The following is a 19,680-nucleotide window of genomic DNA, read 5'->3' as shown; positions in this document are numbered from 1 at the left end:
GAAGATTGCAGCCCCCCATTTCCCTCATCCCCTCATTGAAACAATCCTAGTGAAAGAGAATTCAACATGGCACAAATCCTGGTAGTGGACGATTCGAGCACCGTGCGCGCCGAAGTCGGCGACTTCCTCAAGAAGAACGGTCTGGACGTGGCGCTGGCCGTGGACGGCCGCGACGGCCTGAACAAGCTCAAGGGCGACCCGGCCATCAAGCTGGTGGTGTCCGACGTGAACATGCCCAACATGGACGGCCTGACCATGGCCGAGAAGATCCGCAGCGAACTGGGCAATGCCAGCGTGAACATCATCATGCTCACCACCGAGAACTCGCCCATCATGAAGGAACGCGGCAAGGCCGCCGGCATCAAGGGCTGGATCGTCAAACCCTTCAAGGGGGAGGCGGTGCTGCCGACTTTCAAGAAGCTGGTGGGGGCGTAAGCTTGTTCCTGCATCGCTGAAGTCCCCTGCGAGTCACCACTGATAATTCGGCCTGCAATGCAGGCCGAATTGTTTTTGACAGACCCGGTTCCAATTAAATGTAGCTACAAATAATGCTTGTCGAAGGAGATTATATGTAGCTACAATAATTGATGGAAATCCTGTTCGATCCTCATAAAGACGCCATCAACAAACACAAACATGGCGTTTCGCTCGCAGAAGCCGCGGCTATCGAATGGGAGAGCGCCTTGATCACGCTTGATGACAGAATCGACTACGGCGAACAGCGGGAAATCGCGATCGCCTACATCGGTCTGCGACTTCACGTGGTGGTCTATGTGCAACGCGCGTTTGCCAGGAGGATCATCAGTCTGCGCAAAGCGAACAAAAGGGAGATTGATCGATATGCCGAAGCTTAAACAGGGAACCATCCTGCCCACCCCCGCGGAAGACGCGCAGATCACCGCTGCGGCGCTGTCCGATCCCGATGCACAGCCGTTGAGTCCGGCCCAACTGGCTGCGTTGCGGCCTGCACGGGGACGCGGCAGGCCCGCAGGTAGCGGCTCCAAGGTGCAGGTCACAATGCGTTTCGACGTCGATATCGTCGAAGCCTTCAAGCGCGGCGGCGATGGTTGGCAAAGCCGCATGAACGGTGCCCTGCGCGAATGGCTGACACAACACCAATGACCATGGACGGTGATTGATGGCGCGACCGCGTCTGTCTTCACTGCTCGTGTAGTTTCACTGCTCTTCCAGCACCAGCTCAAAGCAGATCAGCACCGGATTGCAGCCGCGCGCCAGCACCCCTTCACAGACCTGGCCTTGCGGATTGACGAGGCCGATATCCAGGCGGCCGATGCCATCCCGCACTTCCCCGGCACGGATCAGGATTTCCGTGGCGCGGTCATCCAGTACGCGGCCGTCCTCGAACTCGGCGCCGATGATGCTGCCCACGCTACCGCGCACGATGGCGTTGCGCATGTCGTGGGCGGCGCAGGCCTGCTCAACGGCCAGGGTCAGGTCCTGGTCGGGCCGGATGCGGGCTAGCACCACGCGCTTGCCGGTGGCGACGACGGCCTGGTCCGATAGGCGGGTGGGGTAGAAGAGGGTGAAATTGGTTTCCGGATCGTAGCGCGTGGCCATGGTGGCGTCGTGCAAACCCCAGGCCTGGGCCGGTGCGGCTTGGCCGACGATGGTCTTTTCCATCATCAGGTGGCCGCCCTGGCGCTGGCCATCGCGACCACGCCAGATGGCATGGCAATGCACGAAGGGCTCGCCGTCCTTGCGTCCATAGGTGGCGCAGGCGTATTCGATGACGGTGCCTTCTTCCATCGCATGCGGCGCGCTGTAGAAGGCGGCATGCTGGTCGTCCACTGCCAGCGCGGGCATGAGGAAGTGCAGCGCGGCGATCTTCAGATTGGAAAAGCGCACGGTACCGCCATCCAGCCCGGCGCGCGAGAGCGGGATGCTGATCGCGTCGCGCAGGCTCAGGCCCGCCTCCAGGGTGAAATCAAGCTGCATGGCCTGGCCTTCCAGGCTGACGATGCGTTCGGGTTCAGGCGGGCCGGGATGGCGGACGGTACGTGCGAAGGCTTGCGGGGTGGGCATGCGGTCTCCTGGCTAAGGTGTCTGGGTGCGGCTTTGGTGGGCCGTCGGATAGCCGGTTCGTAGGCGGCTGGTGTGGTGAATTATCCTGCGTTCTGCGTGGGATTGCTGGTGAATGTTTTTAACCGGAAGGAGTTTCACCGGGTGGGATGTTCAATTGCTCAGTAGTGGAAGTGACGAGAATTTCTTCCTGAAGTCAGCTTTATCTGCCCAGAAGTCGCAGCGCGGCTATATTTGGCCTTGATGAGACAACTCTCCAGAACATGACGAGGCGAGATGAAGGCCGCTAACAACATTCCAATGATCCGGACTCCACGTTACGGCGGGCAGGGTAATCGGATTCCCAATGAAGTAGTGGGTGCGACCATGGACGGCTTGACGCCGATACAGGCATGGCGCGAGCATCTGGGGCTGACACAGGCGGTCGTCGCGCAACGCCTCGGGATTAGCCAGGCGCTCTATGCAAAATATGAGAAGACCCTGAGGCCGAGAACATCTACGATTTCAAGGATTGCAGTCGCCTTGGGTATCTCCAAGGAACAATTGGACTTCTGATAGGCAATTGGCGATCCTGCCTTGACGCTAGCGCATCATGCTTGCTAGTCTCCGCCATCCCATCGCACATGGGATCGAGTTTGGCGACTCGAACACACCCACGACATTCAATAATCCTTCTTACCGGAGAAACCATGTCCGACAAGTGTTCGCACGTCCCTGACTCGTCCCCGATCTTTCGTTCGTTCTCCTGGCATCGCGCCGATACGCCCCCGTCGCATCAGAAAACCCTGGCTGACTATTCGCTGGATATAGGTGGCGGCGTCTCCACCTTGCTTTCCTTGATCGCATTCAGCGACGCGGAGGCTATCGATGGCAAGCCCTTGCTGTCAGTGGTTGACAGGGAAGTCTTGCTGCGTCTGACGATCACCGCCTGCAAGATGCTGGCCAAGGTGGCCGAAGACCACATCGACGTCGCTAATGCCGTAGAAGCGCAATAACGCCGCATCCAAGGGGGCAGCACTCCGTTGCCCCCTCACCAATACTTGCAATGCAGTCTCGCCGATCAGCCTTCGTTGGTCGGCTCAGCCGATTTCTTCGCTTTGTAGGCCCTGACTTCCCCGATCTTCAATCCCTTGGGCAGCAAACCATGCTTGGCCCAGCCCACCCGTTGCGCGTGGTAGATGCCGGTATGGCCGGAAAACAGGTAAGCGACCACGCAGGCCAGCGCCGCAAACGGGCCGATTTCCGGGCCGAACAATTCGATGGCCATGATGGTAGAGGCAATCGGCGTATTGGCCGCACCGGCGAAGACGGCCACGAAGCCGATACCGGCCAGCATCGAGAAGGGCAGGTGCAGCAGCGGTGCCAGGGCATTGCCGAGGGTGGCGCCGATGTAGAACAGGGGCGTGACTTCGCCGCCCTTGAAGCCGCTGCCCAGCGAGGTGACGGTGAAAACCATCTTGCCTAGGAAATCCCAGGGTGCCAGCGGCTGCTGGAAGGCTTCCACGATCACCGGAATGCCCAGGCCGATGTAGCGATCAGTGCCGATGGCCCATACCCCGAGCGCCACGATCAGCCCACCGACGAAGGGGCGCAGCGGCGCATAGGCGATGCGGCTTTTCATGAAGGCTGACAGGCGATGCGTGCTGTTGGCAAAGACCATACCGATCAGGCCGAACACCACGCCAGCAGCGATCACGGCGGCCACGCTCCATAAGGCGACGGGGGCGCTGCCGCTCATGAGGTAGTGGGTGTGATGCACGCCCCAGGCCAGCCCGACCTGGTCGGCGGCGATGGCGGCGATGAAGCAGGGCAGGATGGCGTCATAACGCATGCGGCCGATGGCCAGCACTTCCAGCCCGAAGATGGCGCCGGCCATCGGGGTGCCGAAGACGGACGCGAAGCCTGCGCTGATGCCGGCCATGAGCAGGATACGGCGATCTTCGGTGCGCAGGCGCAGCAGGTGGGTGAGCTGGTCGGCCAGCGCGCCACCCATCTGCACGGCGGTTCCTTCGCGCCCGACGGAGGCGCCGAAGAGGTGCGACATCACGGTACCGAACAGCACCAGTGGCGCCATGCGCAGGGGGATCACCTTCTTGGGGTCGTGGATTTCATCGATGAGCAGGTTGTTGCCGGCTTCGACCGGCTTGCCGGTGTGCAGATAGAGCCAGCCCACGATAAAACCACCCAGGGGCAGCAGCCAGATGATCCAGGGATGACCCTGGCGCCATTGCGTGGCGTACTCCAGCGAGAACAGGAAAAAGGCGGAGGCCGAGCCTGCCAGTACGGCGATCAGGCAGGCGATCAGGCACCATTTGACGATGTAGGGCAGCAGATAGAGCTGTTCGGGGTATTTGTAATGTTTCATGTTGCCAGGATTATAGTGAACCAGCCTGGAAACACGGAGCGCAGGAAGCGCATGAAAGATGAAGGTGCGCGCCTACAGCCCTGGGTCGCCAGGTCACTGTAGGCATCATCAGCCCCAACATGATGTTGGTGGCGGTTTGAGGAGGAATGCCATCTCCTTGACGCCGATGGTAACAAGTTTGCGTCAGATCGACAACATAATGTCTATCGGGGTTGATGTCTCGCGATCCTTATCGCTCAATCCGGGCCTTATAGCGGGTCCGGCACCAGTTCCGGGATGCCGACCACCACCGTCCACGGTTGCACTTGCCAGCGCGTGACCAGACCCTGGGTGACATAGGGATCGGCGGCGGCAAAGTTTTCGGCATGTCCGGCCGCCCCCTGGAACAGCAACAGGCCGCTGGACGGGGGATTGCCGACAGCGCCGCCGGCCAGCATTTCGCCGCGGGCCACGGCTTGCCGGCATAGGTCTAGGTGGGCGGGGCGCAGGGCGGTGCGGCGTTCCAGATAGTCGCCGACGAATTCATAGCTGAGCAGGTAAAGCATGATGGGGCTCCGGTCTGCGTGGAAAAGGTGGATAGCATCGCTGAAGAAGCCTGCACTTGGCAAACATTTAAGCTGCAGGAACGTATCGGCGAATTGCCCTTCAAACGCCTGACCACCGCGACCAGTGCGGTCGTGGCCATGACCAATAACAGGGGAGCACCGGTGAAAACCTTTCATTGCGACAATTGTGGAATGCAGGTCTTTTTTGAGAACACGGTCTGCGGGAATTGCGGCTGGATGCTGGGTTATCAGCCGCAATTGCAGGCCATTGCCAGCTTTTCGCCGCTGGAGCCGGTACAGCCGGTGGATGGTGAGGTGGCAGCGGAGGCAGCGGAGGCGGTGGCCGAACCTGGCCCCGGGCGCTGGCGCAGCGTCAGGCCGGAGAACGAAGGGCGGGTCTTCAAGCAGTGCCTGAACTACTGGCGTGAAAACATCTGCAACTGGATGCTGGACGAGCGCGAGCCCCATGAGCTGTGCGCCTCATGCCGTCTGACGCGGGTGATCCCCAATCTGGAGGAGGGTAATAATCGCGTGCTCTGGAGTCGGCTGGAAACGGCCAAGCGGCGCCTGCTGCATTCGCTGTGGACCTTGCAGTTGCAGCCGGTGCCGAAGATGGAGGATGAGGAGGCCGGGCTGGCCTTCGAGTTCATGCAGGATCTGCCGCACGGTGAACGGGTGCTGACGGGGCATGCCGACGGTGTCATCACCATCAACATCGCAGAGGCCGATCCCGCCTATCGGGAGCAGGCGCGGGAGCAGATGGCCGAGCCTTACCGCACGCTGCTGGGGCATTTCCGGCATGAGAGTGGTCACTATTATTTCGACCGGCTGGTTGCGCCTACGGAGTGGTTGGCGCCGTTCCGGGAGCTGTTCGGTGACGAGCGTCAGGACTATGGCGAGGCGTTGAAAACGCATTACGAGAACGGTCCGCGCGCGGACTGGGATCAACATTTCGTCAGCGCCTACGCCAGTAGCCATCCCTGGGAGGACTGGGCCGAGACCTGGGCGCATTATCTTCACATGTTCGATACCCTGGAGACGGCCTATGCCTGCGGCGTGCAGCTGAGGCCGCGTCATGAGGGCGAGCAGAAGCTGGTGATCAAGGCGCCGCCAGTGGCGGCGGGCTCGTTCGACGAACTGGCGCGGGAGTGGTTTGCGCTGACCTATGTGCTCAACAGTCTGAACCGCAGCATCGGAATGCCGGATTCCTATCCCTTCACCTTGACCACGCCAGTATTGGAAAAGCTGCGCTTCGTTCATGAGGTCGTCAATGGGAAGCGGAAGGTGGGCATGGCTGCGGCGCAGGAGCAGGCGGCATAGTGCATTGCCATGCGGCCTTCGGGTGCGCAGCCATAAAAAAACCCGGAAGCAGCTTCCGGGTTTTTCTTTGGGCGGGCCGCTGCTGCGGCCTGGCCCTATGGTTCAGTCCTCCCTGGCTTCGAGTGCACGGTTCAGGCTCAGCGCAGCCAGCGAGCCTACGGCGCCGGAGAGCAGGTAGAAGCTCACGTAGGCCATGCCGAAGTGGGCCGACAATCCCAATGCCACCAGCGGTGCGAAACCGGCGCCGACCAGCCAGGCGAGATCTGAAGTCAAGGCCGCGCCGGTATAGCGATAGCGGGTCTTGAAGTTGGCGGTCACCGCGCCGGCTGCCTGGCCGTAGGACAAGCCCAGCAGGGCAAAGCCGATCAGGATGAAGGTGTTCTGGCCCGATTCGCCGCCATTCATCAGGCTCGGGACGAAGGCGGAGAGGATGGCGATCAGCAAGGCCATGGAGCCCAGCGTGTTGCGGCGGCCGAAGCGGTCAGCGACCAGGCCCGACACCACGATGCCCACCGCCATGATGAGGCCGCCCCAGATCTGGATGACCAGGAAATCGGCGGCTTCACGCAGCGAATACAGCTTGATCCACGACAGCGGAAACACCGTCACCAGGTGGAACAGGGCATAGCTGGCCAGCGCGGCCAGGGCGCCGATGATGATGTTGCGGCCCTGGGTGGTGGCCAGCTCTACCACGCCGGCCGGTTCCAGCTCGCGTTCATCAAGCAGCTTGGCGTATTCCGGCGTCGAGACCAGGCGCAGGCGTGAGAACAGGGCGACCACGTTGATGGCGAAGGCGACGTAGAACGGATAACGCCAGCCCCATTCGAGGAAATCGGCCGTGGTCAGGCTGGAGAGCATGTAGGCGAACAGGCTGGCTGCCACGACGAAGCCCAGCGGCGCGCCCAGTTGGCCCAGTGCGGCGTACCAGCCACGCTTGTGCTCCGGAGCGTTCATCGCCAGCAACGAAGGCAGGCCATCCCATGCGCCACCCAACGCCAGGCCTTGACCAACTCGTAAAAGCGAGAGCAAGATGATCGCCCAGACGCCAATGTGATCAAAAGTTGGTAACAAGGCAATGCCCGCAGTCGAAAAGCCGAGCATGAACAACGCCAGCGTCAGTTTCACCTCTCGGCCGTAGTGCTTTTGAATCGCCATGAAGATCGTGGTCCCGATGGGGCGGGCCAGGAAGGCGAAGGAGAAGATCACGAAGGAGTAGAGCGTGCCTTCCAGTTTCGGATCGTTGGGGAAGAACAGGGTCGGGAACACCAGCACCGAAGCCAGCGCATAGACGAAGAAATCGAAGTATTCGGACGCTCGTCCGATGACCACGCCGACGGCGATTTCACCGGGTTCGATCCTGGCGTGGTCGTGGGAAGTGGAAGGTTGGTCCGATTGCGGTCTGAATTCACCCGAACCTTGACTGTTGTGGATGCTGGTGCTTGCCATGGCTTTGTCTCCCACTGTTAGAGGTTTAGTCGCAGTACGTACTACTAATCCCAACCTGGCAGGTGGCAGCTGACAGGGTGGGACAAAACGTCCAATCGCCAACACACTTTATTGGCGTTACATTACCACGCTCTGATACATACGACTGGAATTTTCCTTCATGGTTTCTCAAATCCTTCGTCGCGGATTGCTCCTGCTTCCTGCGCTTTTGTTGGCTGGGTGCAACACCGTCGTGATGAATCCTTCCGGCGACATCGCTAACCAGCAAGCGCGCCTGATCGTCATCTCGACCGCCTTGATGTTGCTCATCATCGTTCCGGTGATCATCTTGACGCTGCTGTTCGCATGGCGTTATCGCAAGAGCAACACTTCTGCTCCCTACGAGCCGGACTGGGATCACTCGACCCGTCTGGAGCTGGTCATCTGGGGTGCACCCCTGCTGATCATCATCGCCCTGGGCCTGTTGACCTGGATCACCACCCACACCCTGGACCCGTACCGTCCGCTCTCGCGTATCGACGCCGAGCGTCCGCTGGCTCCGCAGGTCAAGCCGCTGGTGGTGGAAGTGGTGGCGCTGGACTGGAAGTGGCTGTTCATCTATCCGGAACAAGGCATCGCTACTGTCAATGAGTTGGCCGCGCCGGTGGATGTTCCCATCCAGTTCAAAATTACTGCGTCCAATGTGATGAATTCCTTCTACATCCCTGCATTGGCCGGCCAGATCTACGCCATGCCGAGCATGGAAACCAAGCTGCACGCGGTCATCAACAAGGCCGGCGAGTACGACGGTTTCTCCGCCAACTACAGCGGCGCCGGCTTCTCGCACATGCGCTTCAAGTTCCACGGCCTGGACCAGGCTGGCTTCGACGCCTGGGTGCAGAAGGCCAAGGCTGACTCCAGCAAGCTGGACCGTGCCGAGTACCTGAAACTGGAACAGCCCAGCGAGCGCGAGCCTGCCCGCCTGATCGGCAGCGTCGAGCCGAACCTGTTCCACGCCATCGTGAACCGCTGCGTGGCTGCCAACACAGTTTGCATGGACAAGATGATGGCCACCGACCTGAACGTGAAACCGGGCCAGCAAAAGGCTGAATGATTTCCTTGCCTGGTAGCCGTATCAGCGCAGCAGAACACCGCTGCGCCCCAATTTCCTTTTTCCCCGGGAAGTAAAGATGTCTGACAATTTTGACCTGATAAAGCTGATCTTCGGTCGCCTCAGTCTGGAAGCGATTCCATACCATGAGCCGATCCTGATCGGTACCTTCGCCATGGTGGCGCTGGGCGGCATAGTGGTACTGGGCCTGCTCACCAAATATCGCCTGTGGGGCATGCTGTGGCGCGACTGGTTCACCAGTATCGACCACAAGCGCATCGGCATCATGTACATCGTGCTGGCCATCGTCATGCTGCTGCGTGGCTTTGCCGATGCGGTGATGATGCGCGCACAGCAGGCCATCGCCTTCGGCGACAACGCCGGCTTCCTGCCGCCGCACCACTATGACCAGGTGTTCACCGCCCACGGCGTGATCATGATCTTCTTCGTGGCCATGCCCCTGGTGACGGGTCTGATGAACTACGTCGTGCCCCTGCAGATCGGTGCGCGCGACGTGGCCTTCCCGTTCCTGAACAACTTCAGCTTCTGGATGACCACCTTCGGCGCACTGCTGGTGATGGCCTCGCTGTTCGTGGGCGAATTCGCCCGCACCGGCTGGCTGGCCTACCCGCCGCTGTCGGGCATCCTGTACAGCCCTGACGTGGGGGTGGACTACTACATCTGGGCCTTGCAGGTGGCCGGGGTAGGGACACTACTTTCCGGCATCAACCTGGTGGTGACCATCGTCAAGATGCGCGCCCCGGGCATGAACATGATGAAGATGCCGGTCTTCACCTGGACCTCGCTCTGTACCAACGTCTTGATCGTGGCCGCCTTCCCGGTGCTGACCGCCGTGCTGGCCATGCTGTCGCTGGACCGCGTCTTCGGCACCAACTTCTTCACCAACGACATGGGCGGCAACGCCATGATGTACGTGAACCTGATCTGGATCTGGGGTCACCCCGAGGTCTACATCCTGGTGCTGCCGGCCTTCGGCGTGTTCTCTGAAATCGTCTCGACCTTCAGCGGCAAGCGTCTGTTCGGCTACACCTCCATGGTCTATGCGACCGTGGTGATCACCATCCTGTCCTACCTGGTGTGGCTGCACCACTTCTTCACCATGGGTTCGGGCGCCAGCGTGAACTCGTTCTTCGGCATCACCACGATGATCATCTCGATCCCGACCGGTGCCAAGATCTTCAACTGGCTCTTCACGATGTACCGTGGCCGCATCCGCTTCGAAGTGCCGATGCTGTGGACCATCGGCTTCATGATCACCTTCGTCATCGGTGGCATGACCGGCGTTCTGCTGGCCGTTCCCCCTGCCGACTTCGTGCTGCACAACTCGCTGTTCCTGATCGCTCACTTCCACAACGTCATCATCGGTGGCGTGGTGTTCGGCATGTTCGCCGGCATCAACTTCTGGTTCCCGAAGGCCTTCGGCTTCAAGCTGAACCAGTTCTGGGGCAAGTGCTCGTTCTGGTTCTGGTTCGTGGGCTTCTACCTGGCCTTCATGCCGCTGTACGTGCTGGGCCTGATGGGCGTGACCCGTCGCATGAGCCACTTCGACGACCCGTCGCTGCAGATCTGGTTCGTGGTCGCCGCGCTGGGTGCTGGCCTGATCGCCCTGGGCATCGGTTCCTTCATCATCCAGATCGCCGTCTCCATCCGCGATCGCAAGAAGCTGGCCGACGTCACCGGCGACCCGTGGGATGCCCGTACCCTGGAATGGTCGACTTCCTCGCCGCCGCCTGTCTACAACTTCGCCTTCACCCCGGTCGTGCATGACAACGACGCCTGGGCTGACATGAAGAAGAACAAGTATCAGCGTCCGCTGGGTGACTTCGTGGAAATCCACATGCCCAAGAACACCGGTGCCGGCTTCATCATCGCTGCGCTGTCGGCAGTGCTGGGCTTCACCCTGATCTGGCACATGTGGCTGCCGGCCGTGGCAATCTTCGTCGTACTGGTTGCCGCCACCATCATCCACACCTTTAATTACAACCGCGACTACTACATCCCGGCCGACGAAGTCGTCCGTGTCGAAGCAGAGCGCACACGTCTGTTGAATAGCCATGTCTGAAGCAATCAACCACACGGCCGACGCGACGCCTAGCTCGCGCTATTTCGTCCGCCATCACCATCCGGAGAACGGCACCCTGCTGGGCTTCTGGATCTACCTGATGAGCGATTGCCTGATCTTCGCCTGCCTGTTTGCGTGCTATGCCGTGCTCGGCCGCAACTACGCAGGCGGCCCGACCGGCGCCGAGCTGTTCGACCTGCCGCTGGTGGCGCTGAACACCGCGCTGCTGCTGCTGTCGTCGATCACCTACGGTTTCGCCATGCTGGCCATGCAGGCCAAGAAGCAGCAGAACACCATCATCTGGCTGGTCATCACCGGTCTGCTGGGTGCCGGCTTCATCTACTTCGAGCTGTATGAGTTCCTGCACCTGATCCACGAAGGCGCCGGCCCGACCCGCAGCGGTTTCCTGACCTCGTTCTTCGCCCTGGTCGGTACCCACGGTCTGCACGTCACCTTCGGCATCATCTGGCTGGTCGTGCTGCTGTTCCAGATCAACAAGCATGGTCTGACCGAAGCCAACGGCCGTCGCCTGATGTGCCTGTCGATGTTCTGGCACTTCCTGGATGTGGTCTGGATCGGTGTCTTCACCTTTGTCTATCTGATGGGAGTCCTGCCATGAGCCGCGGCCACCAAGAACACCCGGCCCGTCCGATGGGCCACCACGATGACCATGGCCACGGTCATGGTCATGGCGACCACGCCGCCCACGGCACGATGAAGGATTACGTCACCGGCTTCGTGCTGGCCGTGATCCTGACCGCGATCCCGTTCTGGATGGTGATGAACAAGTCCATCTCCAGCTCGGCCACGCTGGGCATCGTGCTGCTGGCCTTCGCGGCCGTGCAGATCGTGGTCCACATCAAGTACTTCCTGCACATGAACGGCAAGTCCGAAGGTGGCTGGAACATGCTGGCGATGATCTTCACCATCGTCATCGTGGTCATCACCCTGTCCGGTTCGCTGTGGGTCATGTATCACCTGAACCACAACATGATGCCGACCATGTCGCCGGAAAACATGCCGACCGAAACTGTCCCGCAATCGATGCAGGGCATGCAGGGTATGCAACACGGCGCAGCCCAATCGAAATGAGCCCGACGCCGAATCAAGGCGTGAAGCAGGGCAAAGAAAGCGGAGCGGCGCAAGCCGCTCCGGTATCCCGCACAAAGGCCAGCCTGCTGTTGCTGACCCTTTTGGCGGGATTTTTCTTTCTGGTCTTCGCCGCGCTGGGAAGCTGGCAGGTCTACCGCCTGCAATGGAAGCTGGACCTGATCGCCAAGGTCGATGCCCGCGTGCATGCTGCACCCGTGCCCGCCCCTGGCCCCCAGGAATGGCCGCAGGTCTCGGCCGAACGTGACGAATATCGCCGCGTAAGCCTGTCCGGCCGCTACCTCTACAGCCAGACCGTGGCCGTGCAGGCCAGCACCGACCTGGGCAGCGGTGCGTGGCTGCTGACGCCCTTGCAGCTGGCCGATGGCACGCTGGTCCTGATCAATCGCGGCTTTGTCAACGTCTCGCCGCTCAAGCTGGATGCCAACGGCCTGGCCGATGCACCGGCCGGCCAGAGCACACAAGTAGTCGGGCTACTGCGCATGAGCGAGCAGGGTGGTGGTTTCCTGCGCAGCAATGACGCAGCCCAGAATCGCTGGTATTCACGCGACGTCAAGGCCATCGCCCAGGCGCGTGGCCTGTCGGGCGTGGCACCGTACTTCGTGGATGCCGACAAGCCTTCGGCCGAAGCCAACGCCGCCGTGGCACCGGACGCGCAGAAACCGGTCGGTGGCCTGACCGTCATCGCCTTCCACAACAGCCACCTGGTCTACGCCCTGACCTGGTATGCCCTGGCCCTGATGTCGCTGGGCGCAGGTTACTGGGTGATCCGCGATGAGCGCCGCTGGCGCCAGCGCATCCAGGACGCCCGCTCCAAGGGCTGACACGCATGACCGCCGCCGACACCTTCGCCAAGCGCAAGACCCTGCGCGAGCGCTGGCAGCGCCTGCGCCAGGGGGAGCAGAACCCGGCCGGCCACCAGAACATGCTGCTGCTGATCCAGCTGCGCTGGCTGGCGGTGCTGGGGCAGGTGTCCACCATCGCCTTCGTGGTGCTGGTGTTCGACCTGCACCTGCCGCTGCCGCACATGCTGGAGGTGCTGTCCTGCCTGATCGCCTTCAACATCGCCAGCCACCTGCGCTGGCATGAACGGCGCATCGCCACCAACGCCGAACTGTTCCTGGCCTTGCTGGTGGATGTGGCGGTGCTGACCTTCCAGCTCTATCTGAGCGGCGGCATCACCAATCCCTTCGCCTTCCTCTACCTGATGCAGATCATCCTCTCGGCCGTGCTCCTGAAGCCCTGGTCGAGCTGGGCCATCGTCGGTGTCACCATGGTCTGCCTCGCCGGGCTGGCGCTGTTTTCCGAACCGCTGGCCCTGCCGCCGGACCACAATGCCGGCCTGCTGAGCCTGTATGTGGAAGGTACCCTGATCTGCTTCCTGCTCAATGCCGGCCTGATGGTGTTCTTCATCACCCGCATCAGCAGCAACCTGCGTGCCGGCGACGCCTTGCTGGCTGACCTGCGCCAGCGTGCCGCCGAGGAAGACCACATCGTGCGCATGGGCTTGCTGGCCTCCGGCGCCGCCCATGAACTGGGCACGCCGCTGGCGACCGTCTCGGTCATCCTCGGCGACTGGAAGCGCATGCCCGAGATCAGCCAACGCCAGGACATGCTTGACGACATCGCCGAAATGGAAGCCCAGCTGCAGCGCTGCAAATCCATCGTCAGTGGCGTGCTGCTCTCGGCGGGTCAGGCCCGTGGCGAATCCTCGATCAAGACCACCCTCAACACCTTCCTCGACAGCGTGGCCGAGGACTGGCGCAAGACGCGCCCGGTGGAGGTATTCCAGTACCGCAACCTGATCGAGCAGGATGTGCCGGTAGCCTTCGACTCGGCCATCAAGCAGATGCTGGGCAACGTACTGGACAATGCCTTCGAGGTCTCGCCGCACTGGCTGGCGCTGGAAGTCAGGCGCGAGGGCGATCTGCTGTTGATGGAAGTGACCGACCAGGGCCCGGGCTTCCCGGAGTGGATGATCAACCAGATCGGCAAGCCCTACCAGTCCACCAAGGGCAAGCCGGGTCGTGGTCTGGGCCTCTTCTTCGTGGTCAACGTCGCGCGCAAGCTGGGCGGACGCGTCTGGGCCAGCCATCGCAGTGGTGGCGGCGCCTGCGTCACGCTGGAGTTGCCGCTGTCGGCCATCAGCCTGGAAAACCCGCCCGAGGCTGCACCAGGCAGCGTGGCGCCGGATTTTCCGACCGGCGCTTGATGTGCCGCAATGTGCCGCAAGCCGCGCCCACCGGGCGTTTGACTGCCATCATTCCTTTTTCTTTTGCTCGCTGCCATGCCGGGCGCCGTCTCGACATACAATAGCGCCCTGGGAAAGCAGATAGAAGAAATAGGGAATGTACATGCCGGCTGATCGCCTGCTCCTGATCATCGAGGACGATGCCGCCTTCGCACGCACCTTGGGGCGCTCCTTCGAGCGCCGTGGCTACACCGTATTGCTCGCCGCCAGCCAGGAAGAGGCGGCGGCCCATCTCAAGGAACACCAGCCCGGCTATGCCGTGGTCGACCTGAAGCTCGGTGGCAATGCCTCCGGCCTGGCCTGCGTGCAGATGCTGCATGCCCACGACGAGAACATGCTGATCGTGGTCCTCACCGGATTTGCCAGCATCACCACGGCGGTGGAAGCCATCAAGCTGGGCGCCTGCCAGTATCTCGCCAAGCCCTCCAATACCGACGACATCGAAGCCGCCTTCGGCCACGTGGCCGGCGCCTCCGAGGTTGAATTGCCGGCCCGCGCCACCTCCATCAAGACCCTGGAATGGGAGCGCATCCACGAGGTGCTGGTGGAGACCGATTTCAACATCTCCGAAACCGCCCGCCGACTCGGCATGCACCGCCGCACCCTGGCGCGCAAGCTGGAGAAGCAGCGGGTCAAGTAAGCCAAGCAAGCATCAGCAAGCATTCAAGCAGCGACCCAGGCAGCGCCAGACCAGGGCAGCAGTGGTTATCATGGCGCCCGCAGATCAGGCAAGGCCATCTCATCAAAAGGGAATGACGTGAAACAGTTCAACTTCCAGTTCGACTTCCAGCGCAACATCCTGTGGGCGGCCAGTGCCGCCATCCTGTCCCTGGCCGGCGCCAGTGCCACCGTCACCGCCAGCGCCCAGGAGACCATCAGGATCGGCGAGATCAACAGCTACAAGGCGCAACCGGCCTTCCTGGAGCCCTACCGTCGTGGCTGGGAAATGGCCCTCGATGAAGTCAATGCCGCCGGTGGCGTGCTGGGCAAGAAGCTGGAAGTGATCGCCCGCGACGACAACGGCAACCCCGGCGACTCCGTGCGGGTGGCCGAGGAATTGATGGCCCGCGAGCGGGTGGCCTTGCTGTTTGGCGGCTTCCTCTCCAACACCGGCCTGGCGCTGACCGATTATGCCCGCCAGCACAAGGTATTCTTCCTCGCCGCCGAACCGCTGACCGACAAGATCGTCTGGCAGAACGGCAACAAGTACACCTACCGCCTGCGCCCCTCCACCTACATGCTGGTGGCCTCGGTGGTCAAGGAAGCCGTCAAGCTGAAAAAGAAGCGCTGGGCCATCGTCTACCCCAACTATGAATACGGCCAGTCGGCCGTGGCCAGCTTCAAGACCCTCATGAAGCAGGCCCAGCCCGATGTGGAGTTCGTGGTCGAACAGGCGCCGCCGCTGGGCAAGATCGATGCCGGTGCAGTGACCCAGGCCCTGGCGGACGCCAAGCCCGATGCCATCTTCAACGCACTGTTCGCGGCCGACCTCGGCAAGTTCGTGCGGGAAGGCAATACCCGCGGCCTGTTCGATCATGTGGAAGTGGTGTCGCTGTTGACCGGCGAGCCGGAATACCTGGACCCGCTGAAGAACGAAGCCCCGCAGAACTGGATCGTCACCGGCTATCCCTGGTATGCGATCAATACGCCCGAGCACAAGAAGTTCGTCGAGGCCTACCGCAAGAAATTCAATGACTACCCCCGTAACGGCTCACTGGTCGGCTACAGCGCCCTGATGTCGATCGCGGCCGGCATCAGGAAGGCCGGCAGCACCGATGCCGACAAGCTGGCCGCCGCCTTCTCCGGCCTGAAGGTCGACACCCCGGTGGCCAGCATCGTCTATCGCCCGCAGGACCACCAGTCCACCCTGGGCGCCTTCGTCGGTCGCACCGGCATCAAGGATGGCAAGGGCATCATGACCAGCTTCAGCTACGTTGACGGCGCCAGCCTGCAATTGCCCGACGACGAGGTCAGGAAACTGCGCCCGGCCGATTGAGTGTCGTCGTGGTGATCTTCCTTTCCGGCGAGCGCGCGTGACGCCATGACCCTGGCCAGTCTCACCGTGCAGATGGTCAATGGCCTGGCCGATGCCTCCGCGCTGTTCCTGGTGGCCGTCGGCCTGTCGCTGATCTTCGGCGTCACCCGCATCGTCAACTTCGCCCATGGTTCGTTCTACATGCTGGGCCTGTACCTGGCCTATAGCCTGGTGGAACGGCTGGGCGCGAGCGCACTCGGCTTCTGGGGCGCCGTCCTGCTGTCGGCCCTGATCGTGGCGGCACTCGGCGCGCTGGTGGAGGTCGTGGTGCTGCGGCGTATCTATCGCGCGCCCGAGCTGTTCCAGCTGCTGGCCACCTTTGCGCTGGTGCTGGTGATCAAGGACGCCGCCCTCTGGTATTGGGGCCCGGAAGACCTGTTCGGCCCGCGTGCCCCGGGCCTGGGCGGGGCCGTGCCACTGCTGGGACGGCGCCTGCCGCAATACGACCTGCTGCTGATCTTCATCGGCCCGCTGGTGCTGGCGCTGCTGTGGCTGCTGCTCAACCGCACCCGCTGGGGCACATTGATCCGCGCCGCCACCCAGGACCGTGAAATGCTGGGCGCACTGGGCGTGAACCAGGCCTGGCTGTTTACCGCCGTATTCGCCTTGGGCTGCTTCCTGGCCGGCCTCGGTGGCGCGCTGCAGGGGCCGCGCATGCCGGCCAACCTGGCCCTGGACCTGGATACCATCGGCAACGCCTTCGTGGTGGTGGTGGTCGGCGGCATGGGCTCCATCGGCGGTGCTTTCGCGGCCGCGGTGCTGATCGCCGAAGTCAAGGCACTCTGTATCGCCGTGGGCAATGTCTCCGTCTTCGGCTTCGACCTCTCCCTTTCGCGGCTGACGCTGGTGGTCGAATTCCTGGTGATGGCCGTGATCCTCGTCCTGCGCCCCTGGGGTCTGTTCGGCAAGCCGCTGGCGGCGGTGCGCGTGGCGGCGGCCCATGCCGCGCCGCTGGAAGCAGGCGGGCGCGTCGCGCGCCTGGCCGGGCTGGCATCGCTGCTGTCGCTGCTGGCCCTGCCGCTGTTGGCGGGGCGCTTCCCCTATCTGCCGGTATTGATGGTGGAAATCCTGATCGCCGTGCTGTTCGCCGCCAGCCTGCATTTCCTGATGGGGCCGGGGGGCATGGTGTCCTTTGGTCACGCCGCCTATTTCGGCCTGGGCGCCTATGCCGCCGCGCTGGTCTCGTTGCGCCTGCAGTGGCCGCTGCCGCTGGCGATGGTCAGCGGCGCGCTGACGGCGATGCTGGCCGCCCTGTTGTTCGGCTGGTTCTGCGTGCGCCTGTCGGGCGTGTACCTGGCCATGCTCACGCTGGCTTTTGCGCAGATCGTCTGGGCCGGCATCTTCCAGTGGGATGACCTGACCGGCGGCAGCAATGGCCTGGTCGGTCTGCGCCCGGGCGAGGCGCTGGCTTCCCCCGTGGCGTATTACTACCTGGCGCTGGCTTGCGCCGCACTGGGTGTTTACCTGTTGCGACGCGTGGTGCAGGCGCCGTTCGGCCTGGCCCTGCGCGCCGCACGCGATGCGCCGGTGCGGGCCGAGGCGCTGGGCATGGATGTGCGCGCCTTGCAGTGGGGCGGCTTTGCCGTGGCCGGTCTGTTCTGCGGCCTGGCGGGCGTGCTGTTCGCGTTTTCCAAAGGCAGCATTTCTCCCGAGGTGGCCAGCGTGGGGCGCTCGGTCGATGGGCTGGTGATGGTGCTGTTGGGCGGCGTGCAGAGCCTGCTCGGACCCTTGCTCGGCGCTTCGCTGTTCGTCTGGCTGCAGGACCTGGTGGCACGCGAGACCGATTACTGGCGCGCCTTGCTGGGCGGGGTGATCCTGTTGCTGGTCCTGCTCTTCCCGGGTGGGATCGTGGGTGCCTTGCGCGGCTGGCGAGGACGGGGGGAGGGCGCATGAGCCTGCTGCACGTACAACACCTGTCCAAGACCTTCGGCGGCGTGGCCGCGCTGGATGATGTGTCTTTCGAACTCCAGGCTGGCCAGATGCTGGCCCTGATCGGCCCCAATGGCGCCGGCAAGTCCACCTGCTTCAACCTGATCAACGGTCAGTTGCGCCCCGATGCCGGCGCGGTGCTGCTGGCGGGCGAGGACATCGCCGGCATGCCGGCGCGCCATATCTGGCAGCGCGGTGTGGCCCGCACCTTCCAGGTATCGGCCGCCTTCGGCTCCATGACCGTGCTGGAAAACGTCCAGGCCGCCTTGCTCTCGCACCGGCGTCAGTTGTGGCGCTGGTGGCGTCCTGCGGCTTCCTGCCTGCGTGATGAAGCCATGGCGCTGCTGGAGCAGGTCGGCATGGCAGTGCAGGCGCGCCGTGCCTGCGGGGTACTGGCCTATGGCGACATCAAGCGGGTGGAACTGGCCATGGCGCTGTCCAACGCACCACGGCTGCTGTTGATGGACGAACCCACCGCCGGCATGGCGCCCCGCGAGCGCCAGCAATTGATGGCCCTGACGCGGCGCCTGGTCAGCGAACGCGGGCTCTCGGTCCTGTTCACCGAACACAGCATGGACGTCGTCTTCGCCTTTGCCGACCGCATCATCGTGCTGGCACGTGGCCAGTTGATCGCCCAGGGCGAACCCGAGTCGGTGCGGCGCGATACCCGTGTGCGCGAGGCCTACTTCGGCAGCGGTGCCAGCTTCGGCGAGGCCAATATGGGGAGCCCGGCATGAGCGCAGCCTTGCTGCAGGTCGCGGCGCTGAACGCCTTCTACGCCCGCGCCCATATCCTCTTCGATGTCAGCCTGGAGGTGGGCCGGGGCGAAGTAGTGGCCCTGATGGGCCGCAATGGCGCCGGCAAATCCACCACCCTCAAGGCCGTGATGGGGCTGCTGGAGGGGACGCGTGGCAAGGTCAGTTTCGGTGGTCGCGATCTCACCCGCCTGGCACCGTATCAACGTGCGCGGCTGGGCCTGGGTTTCGTCCCGGAAGATCGTCGCATCTTCACAGAACTGAGCGTGCTGCAGAACCTGGAAGCAGGGCGCCAGCCACCGCGTGCCGGTGCGCCGGTCTGGACACCGCAGGCGGTGTTCGATCTCTTTCCCAACCTGGGCGCCATGCCTGAACGCCCGGGTGGCCGCATGAGCGGTGGCGAGCAGCAGATGCTGACCATCGCCCGCACCTTGATGGGCAATCCCCACCTGCTGCTGCTGGACGAGCCTTCCGAAGGGGTGGCGCCGGTCATCGTGGAGCAGATGGCGACCATGATCATCCGGCTCAAGGAACGCGGCATGTCGGTGTTGCTGTGCGAACAGAACACCCACTTCGCCAGCCTGGTCAGCGACCGTGCCTACCTGCTCGATCAGGGCCGTATCCTCCATCACGGCACACCGCAACAGGTGCAAGCTCATCAGCAGCAGTCCGGCCTGTAGCAAGGGCTTCAAAAGGATGTAACAAAGCACC

The 19,680-nt window shown here is 62.7% G+C and carries 21 protein-coding genes and 1 riboswitch; of the genes, 17 read left to right on the top strand and 4 right to left on the bottom strand.

All coding sequences use genetic code 11. The features are described from left to right. The first annotated feature begins 66 nt into the window (after positions 1-66). The 3 genes from HWE04_RS10620 (at position 67) to HWE04_RS10610 (ending at position 1,122) form a co-directional block, all read left to right on the top strand. Positions 67-435: a response regulator gene (locus tag HWE04_RS10620; protein WP_006462277.1), complete on the top strand. Its 369-nt coding sequence runs from the start codon at positions 67-69 to the stop codon at positions 433-435. A 152-nt stretch (positions 436-587) separates the two neighbouring features. Then, on the top strand, positions 588-854 hold the full coding sequence (locus HWE04_RS10615) for a BrnT family toxin (protein WP_241812373.1): 267 nt from the start codon (positions 588-590) through the stop codon (positions 852-854). Beyond that, positions 841-1,122 (top strand): BrnA antitoxin family protein, encoded by a 282-nt coding sequence (locus HWE04_RS10610; protein ID WP_006462275.1) that lies wholly within the window; start codon positions 841-843, stop codon positions 1,120-1,122. Before HWE04_RS10615 ends, HWE04_RS10610 begins: the two co-directional genes overlap by 14 nt. Before the next feature lie 54 nt (positions 1,123-1,176). Here the strand turns inward: HWE04_RS10610 and HWE04_RS10605 are convergent, their stop codons facing one another. After that, positions 1,177-2,043 carry a DUF296 domain-containing protein gene (locus HWE04_RS10605; protein ID WP_006462274.1) on the bottom strand — a complete coding sequence of 289 codons (867 nt, stop codon included), beginning with the start codon at positions 2,041-2,043 and terminating at the stop codon, positions 1,177-1,179. A 273-nt stretch (positions 2,044-2,316) separates the two neighbouring features. Here HWE04_RS10605 and HWE04_RS10600 point away from each other — a divergent pair, with 273 nt between their 5' ends. Together HWE04_RS10600 and HWE04_RS10595 are read left to right on the top strand one after the other, a co-directional pair. Continuing rightward, complete coding sequence (locus HWE04_RS10600; RefSeq protein WP_241812372.1) at positions 2,317-2,595, top strand: helix-turn-helix domain-containing protein; 279 nt, start codon at positions 2,317-2,319, stop codon at positions 2,593-2,595. Positions 2,596-2,729: 134 nt separating this feature from the next. Next, positions 2,730-3,035, top strand: a complete 306-nt coding sequence (locus HWE04_RS10595; protein ID WP_241812371.1) for a hypothetical protein — start codon at positions 2,730-2,732, stop codon at positions 3,033-3,035. A gap of 65 nt (positions 3,036-3,100) precedes the next feature. Here the strand turns inward: HWE04_RS10595 and HWE04_RS10590 are convergent, their stop codons facing one another. Further along, on the bottom strand, positions 3,101-4,405 hold the full coding sequence (locus HWE04_RS10590) for a voltage-gated chloride channel family protein (RefSeq protein WP_241812370.1): 1,305 nt from the start codon (positions 4,403-4,405) through the stop codon (positions 3,101-3,103). Between the two features lie 92 nt (positions 4,406-4,497). Next, positions 4,498-4,571: riboswitch (Fluoride riboswitch) on the bottom strand. Between the two features lie 82 nt (positions 4,572-4,653). Then, positions 4,654-4,950: a YciI-like protein gene (locus tag HWE04_RS10585; protein ID WP_241812369.1), complete on the bottom strand. Its 297-nt coding sequence runs from the start codon at positions 4,948-4,950 to the stop codon at positions 4,654-4,656. A gap of 162 nt (positions 4,951-5,112) precedes the next feature. Between HWE04_RS10585 and HWE04_RS10580 the strand changes: the two genes are divergently transcribed. After that, positions 5,113-6,270 (top strand): zinc-binding metallopeptidase family protein, encoded by a 1,158-nt coding sequence (locus HWE04_RS10580; RefSeq protein ID WP_241812423.1) that lies wholly within the window; start codon positions 5,113-5,115, stop codon positions 6,268-6,270. A gap of 102 nt (positions 6,271-6,372) precedes the next feature. Here HWE04_RS10580 and HWE04_RS10575 read toward each other — a convergent pair whose 3' ends face one another. Further along, positions 6,373-7,716, bottom strand: coding sequence for an MFS transporter (locus HWE04_RS10575; RefSeq protein WP_241812368.1), 1,344 nt, complete (start codon positions 7,714-7,716; stop codon positions 6,373-6,375). Between the two features lie 160 nt (positions 7,717-7,876). On the opposite strand from HWE04_RS10575, the gene cyoA reads away from it, so the two are divergent. The 11 genes from cyoA to HWE04_RS10520 all read left to right on the top strand — a co-directional run bounded on the left by cyoA (position 7,877) and on the right by HWE04_RS10520 (position 19,649). Then, complete coding sequence (gene cyoA, locus HWE04_RS10570; RefSeq protein ID WP_241812367.1) at positions 7,877-8,809, top strand: ubiquinol oxidase subunit II; 933 nt, start codon at positions 7,877-7,879, stop codon at positions 8,807-8,809. 76 nt (positions 8,810-8,885) lie between these two features. Beyond that, a complete protein-coding gene (cyoB, locus tag HWE04_RS10565; RefSeq protein WP_077238012.1) occupies positions 8,886-10,889 on the top strand; it encodes a cytochrome o ubiquinol oxidase subunit I in 2,004 nt (667 codons plus the stop codon). Next, positions 10,882-11,508 (top strand): cytochrome o ubiquinol oxidase subunit III, encoded by a 627-nt coding sequence (gene cyoC / locus HWE04_RS10560; RefSeq protein WP_077238011.1) that lies wholly within the window; start codon positions 10,882-10,884, stop codon positions 11,506-11,508. The genes cyoB and cyoC overlap by 8 nt, the downstream gene beginning before the upstream one ends. Then, positions 11,505-11,981, top strand: a complete 477-nt coding sequence (gene cyoD / locus HWE04_RS10555; RefSeq protein ID WP_006462265.1) for a cytochrome o ubiquinol oxidase subunit IV — start codon at positions 11,505-11,507, stop codon at positions 11,979-11,981. Before cyoC ends, cyoD begins: the two co-directional genes overlap by 4 nt. After that, positions 11,978-12,823 (top strand): SURF1 family protein, encoded by an 846-nt coding sequence (locus tag HWE04_RS10550; protein ID WP_241812366.1) that lies wholly within the window; start codon positions 11,978-11,980, stop codon positions 12,821-12,823. The genes cyoD and HWE04_RS10550 overlap by 4 nt, the downstream gene beginning before the upstream one ends. A 5-nt stretch (positions 12,824-12,828) precedes the next feature. After that, positions 12,829-14,211: an ATP-binding protein gene (locus tag HWE04_RS10545; protein ID WP_241812365.1), complete on the top strand. Its 1,383-nt coding sequence runs from the start codon at positions 12,829-12,831 to the stop codon at positions 14,209-14,211. A gap of 142 nt (positions 14,212-14,353) precedes the next feature. Next, positions 14,354-14,890: a response regulator transcription factor gene (locus HWE04_RS10540; RefSeq protein ID WP_006462262.1), complete on the top strand. Its 537-nt coding sequence runs from the start codon at positions 14,354-14,356 to the stop codon at positions 14,888-14,890. A 156-nt stretch (positions 14,891-15,046) separates the two neighbouring features. Next, the gene (locus HWE04_RS10535) at positions 15,047-16,246 is read left to right on the top strand and encodes an ABC transporter substrate-binding protein (RefSeq protein WP_369878606.1); all 1,200 of its coding nucleotides are present in this window, start codon (positions 15,047-15,049) and stop codon (positions 16,244-16,246) included. A 45-nt stretch (positions 16,247-16,291) separates the two neighbouring features. Next, positions 16,292-18,178 carry an ABC transporter permease gene (locus tag HWE04_RS10530; protein ID WP_241812364.1) on the top strand — a complete coding sequence of 629 codons (1,887 nt, stop codon included), beginning with the start codon at positions 16,292-16,294 and terminating at the stop codon, positions 18,176-18,178. Then, entirely contained in the window at positions 18,175-18,951 is a 777-nt protein-coding gene (locus HWE04_RS10525) for an ABC transporter ATP-binding protein (RefSeq protein WP_241812363.1), read from the top strand. The genes HWE04_RS10530 and HWE04_RS10525 overlap by 4 nt, the downstream gene beginning before the upstream one ends. Beyond that, positions 18,948-19,649 carry an ABC transporter ATP-binding protein gene (locus HWE04_RS10520; protein WP_241812362.1) on the top strand — a complete coding sequence of 234 codons (702 nt, stop codon included), beginning with the start codon at positions 18,948-18,950 and terminating at the stop codon, positions 19,647-19,649. The genes HWE04_RS10525 and HWE04_RS10520 overlap by 4 nt, the downstream gene beginning before the upstream one ends. Positions 19,650-19,680 lie beyond the last annotated feature (31 nt).

Source organism: Herbaspirillum sp. C7C2 (assembly GCF_022627865.1).
GTDB classification, from domain to species: domain Bacteria; phylum Pseudomonadota; class Gammaproteobacteria; order Burkholderiales; family Burkholderiaceae_D; genus Herbaspirillum; species Herbaspirillum frisingense.
Note: the sequence above shows the minus strand (reverse complement) of the source record. Positions and strands in the feature narration are given on the sequence as shown.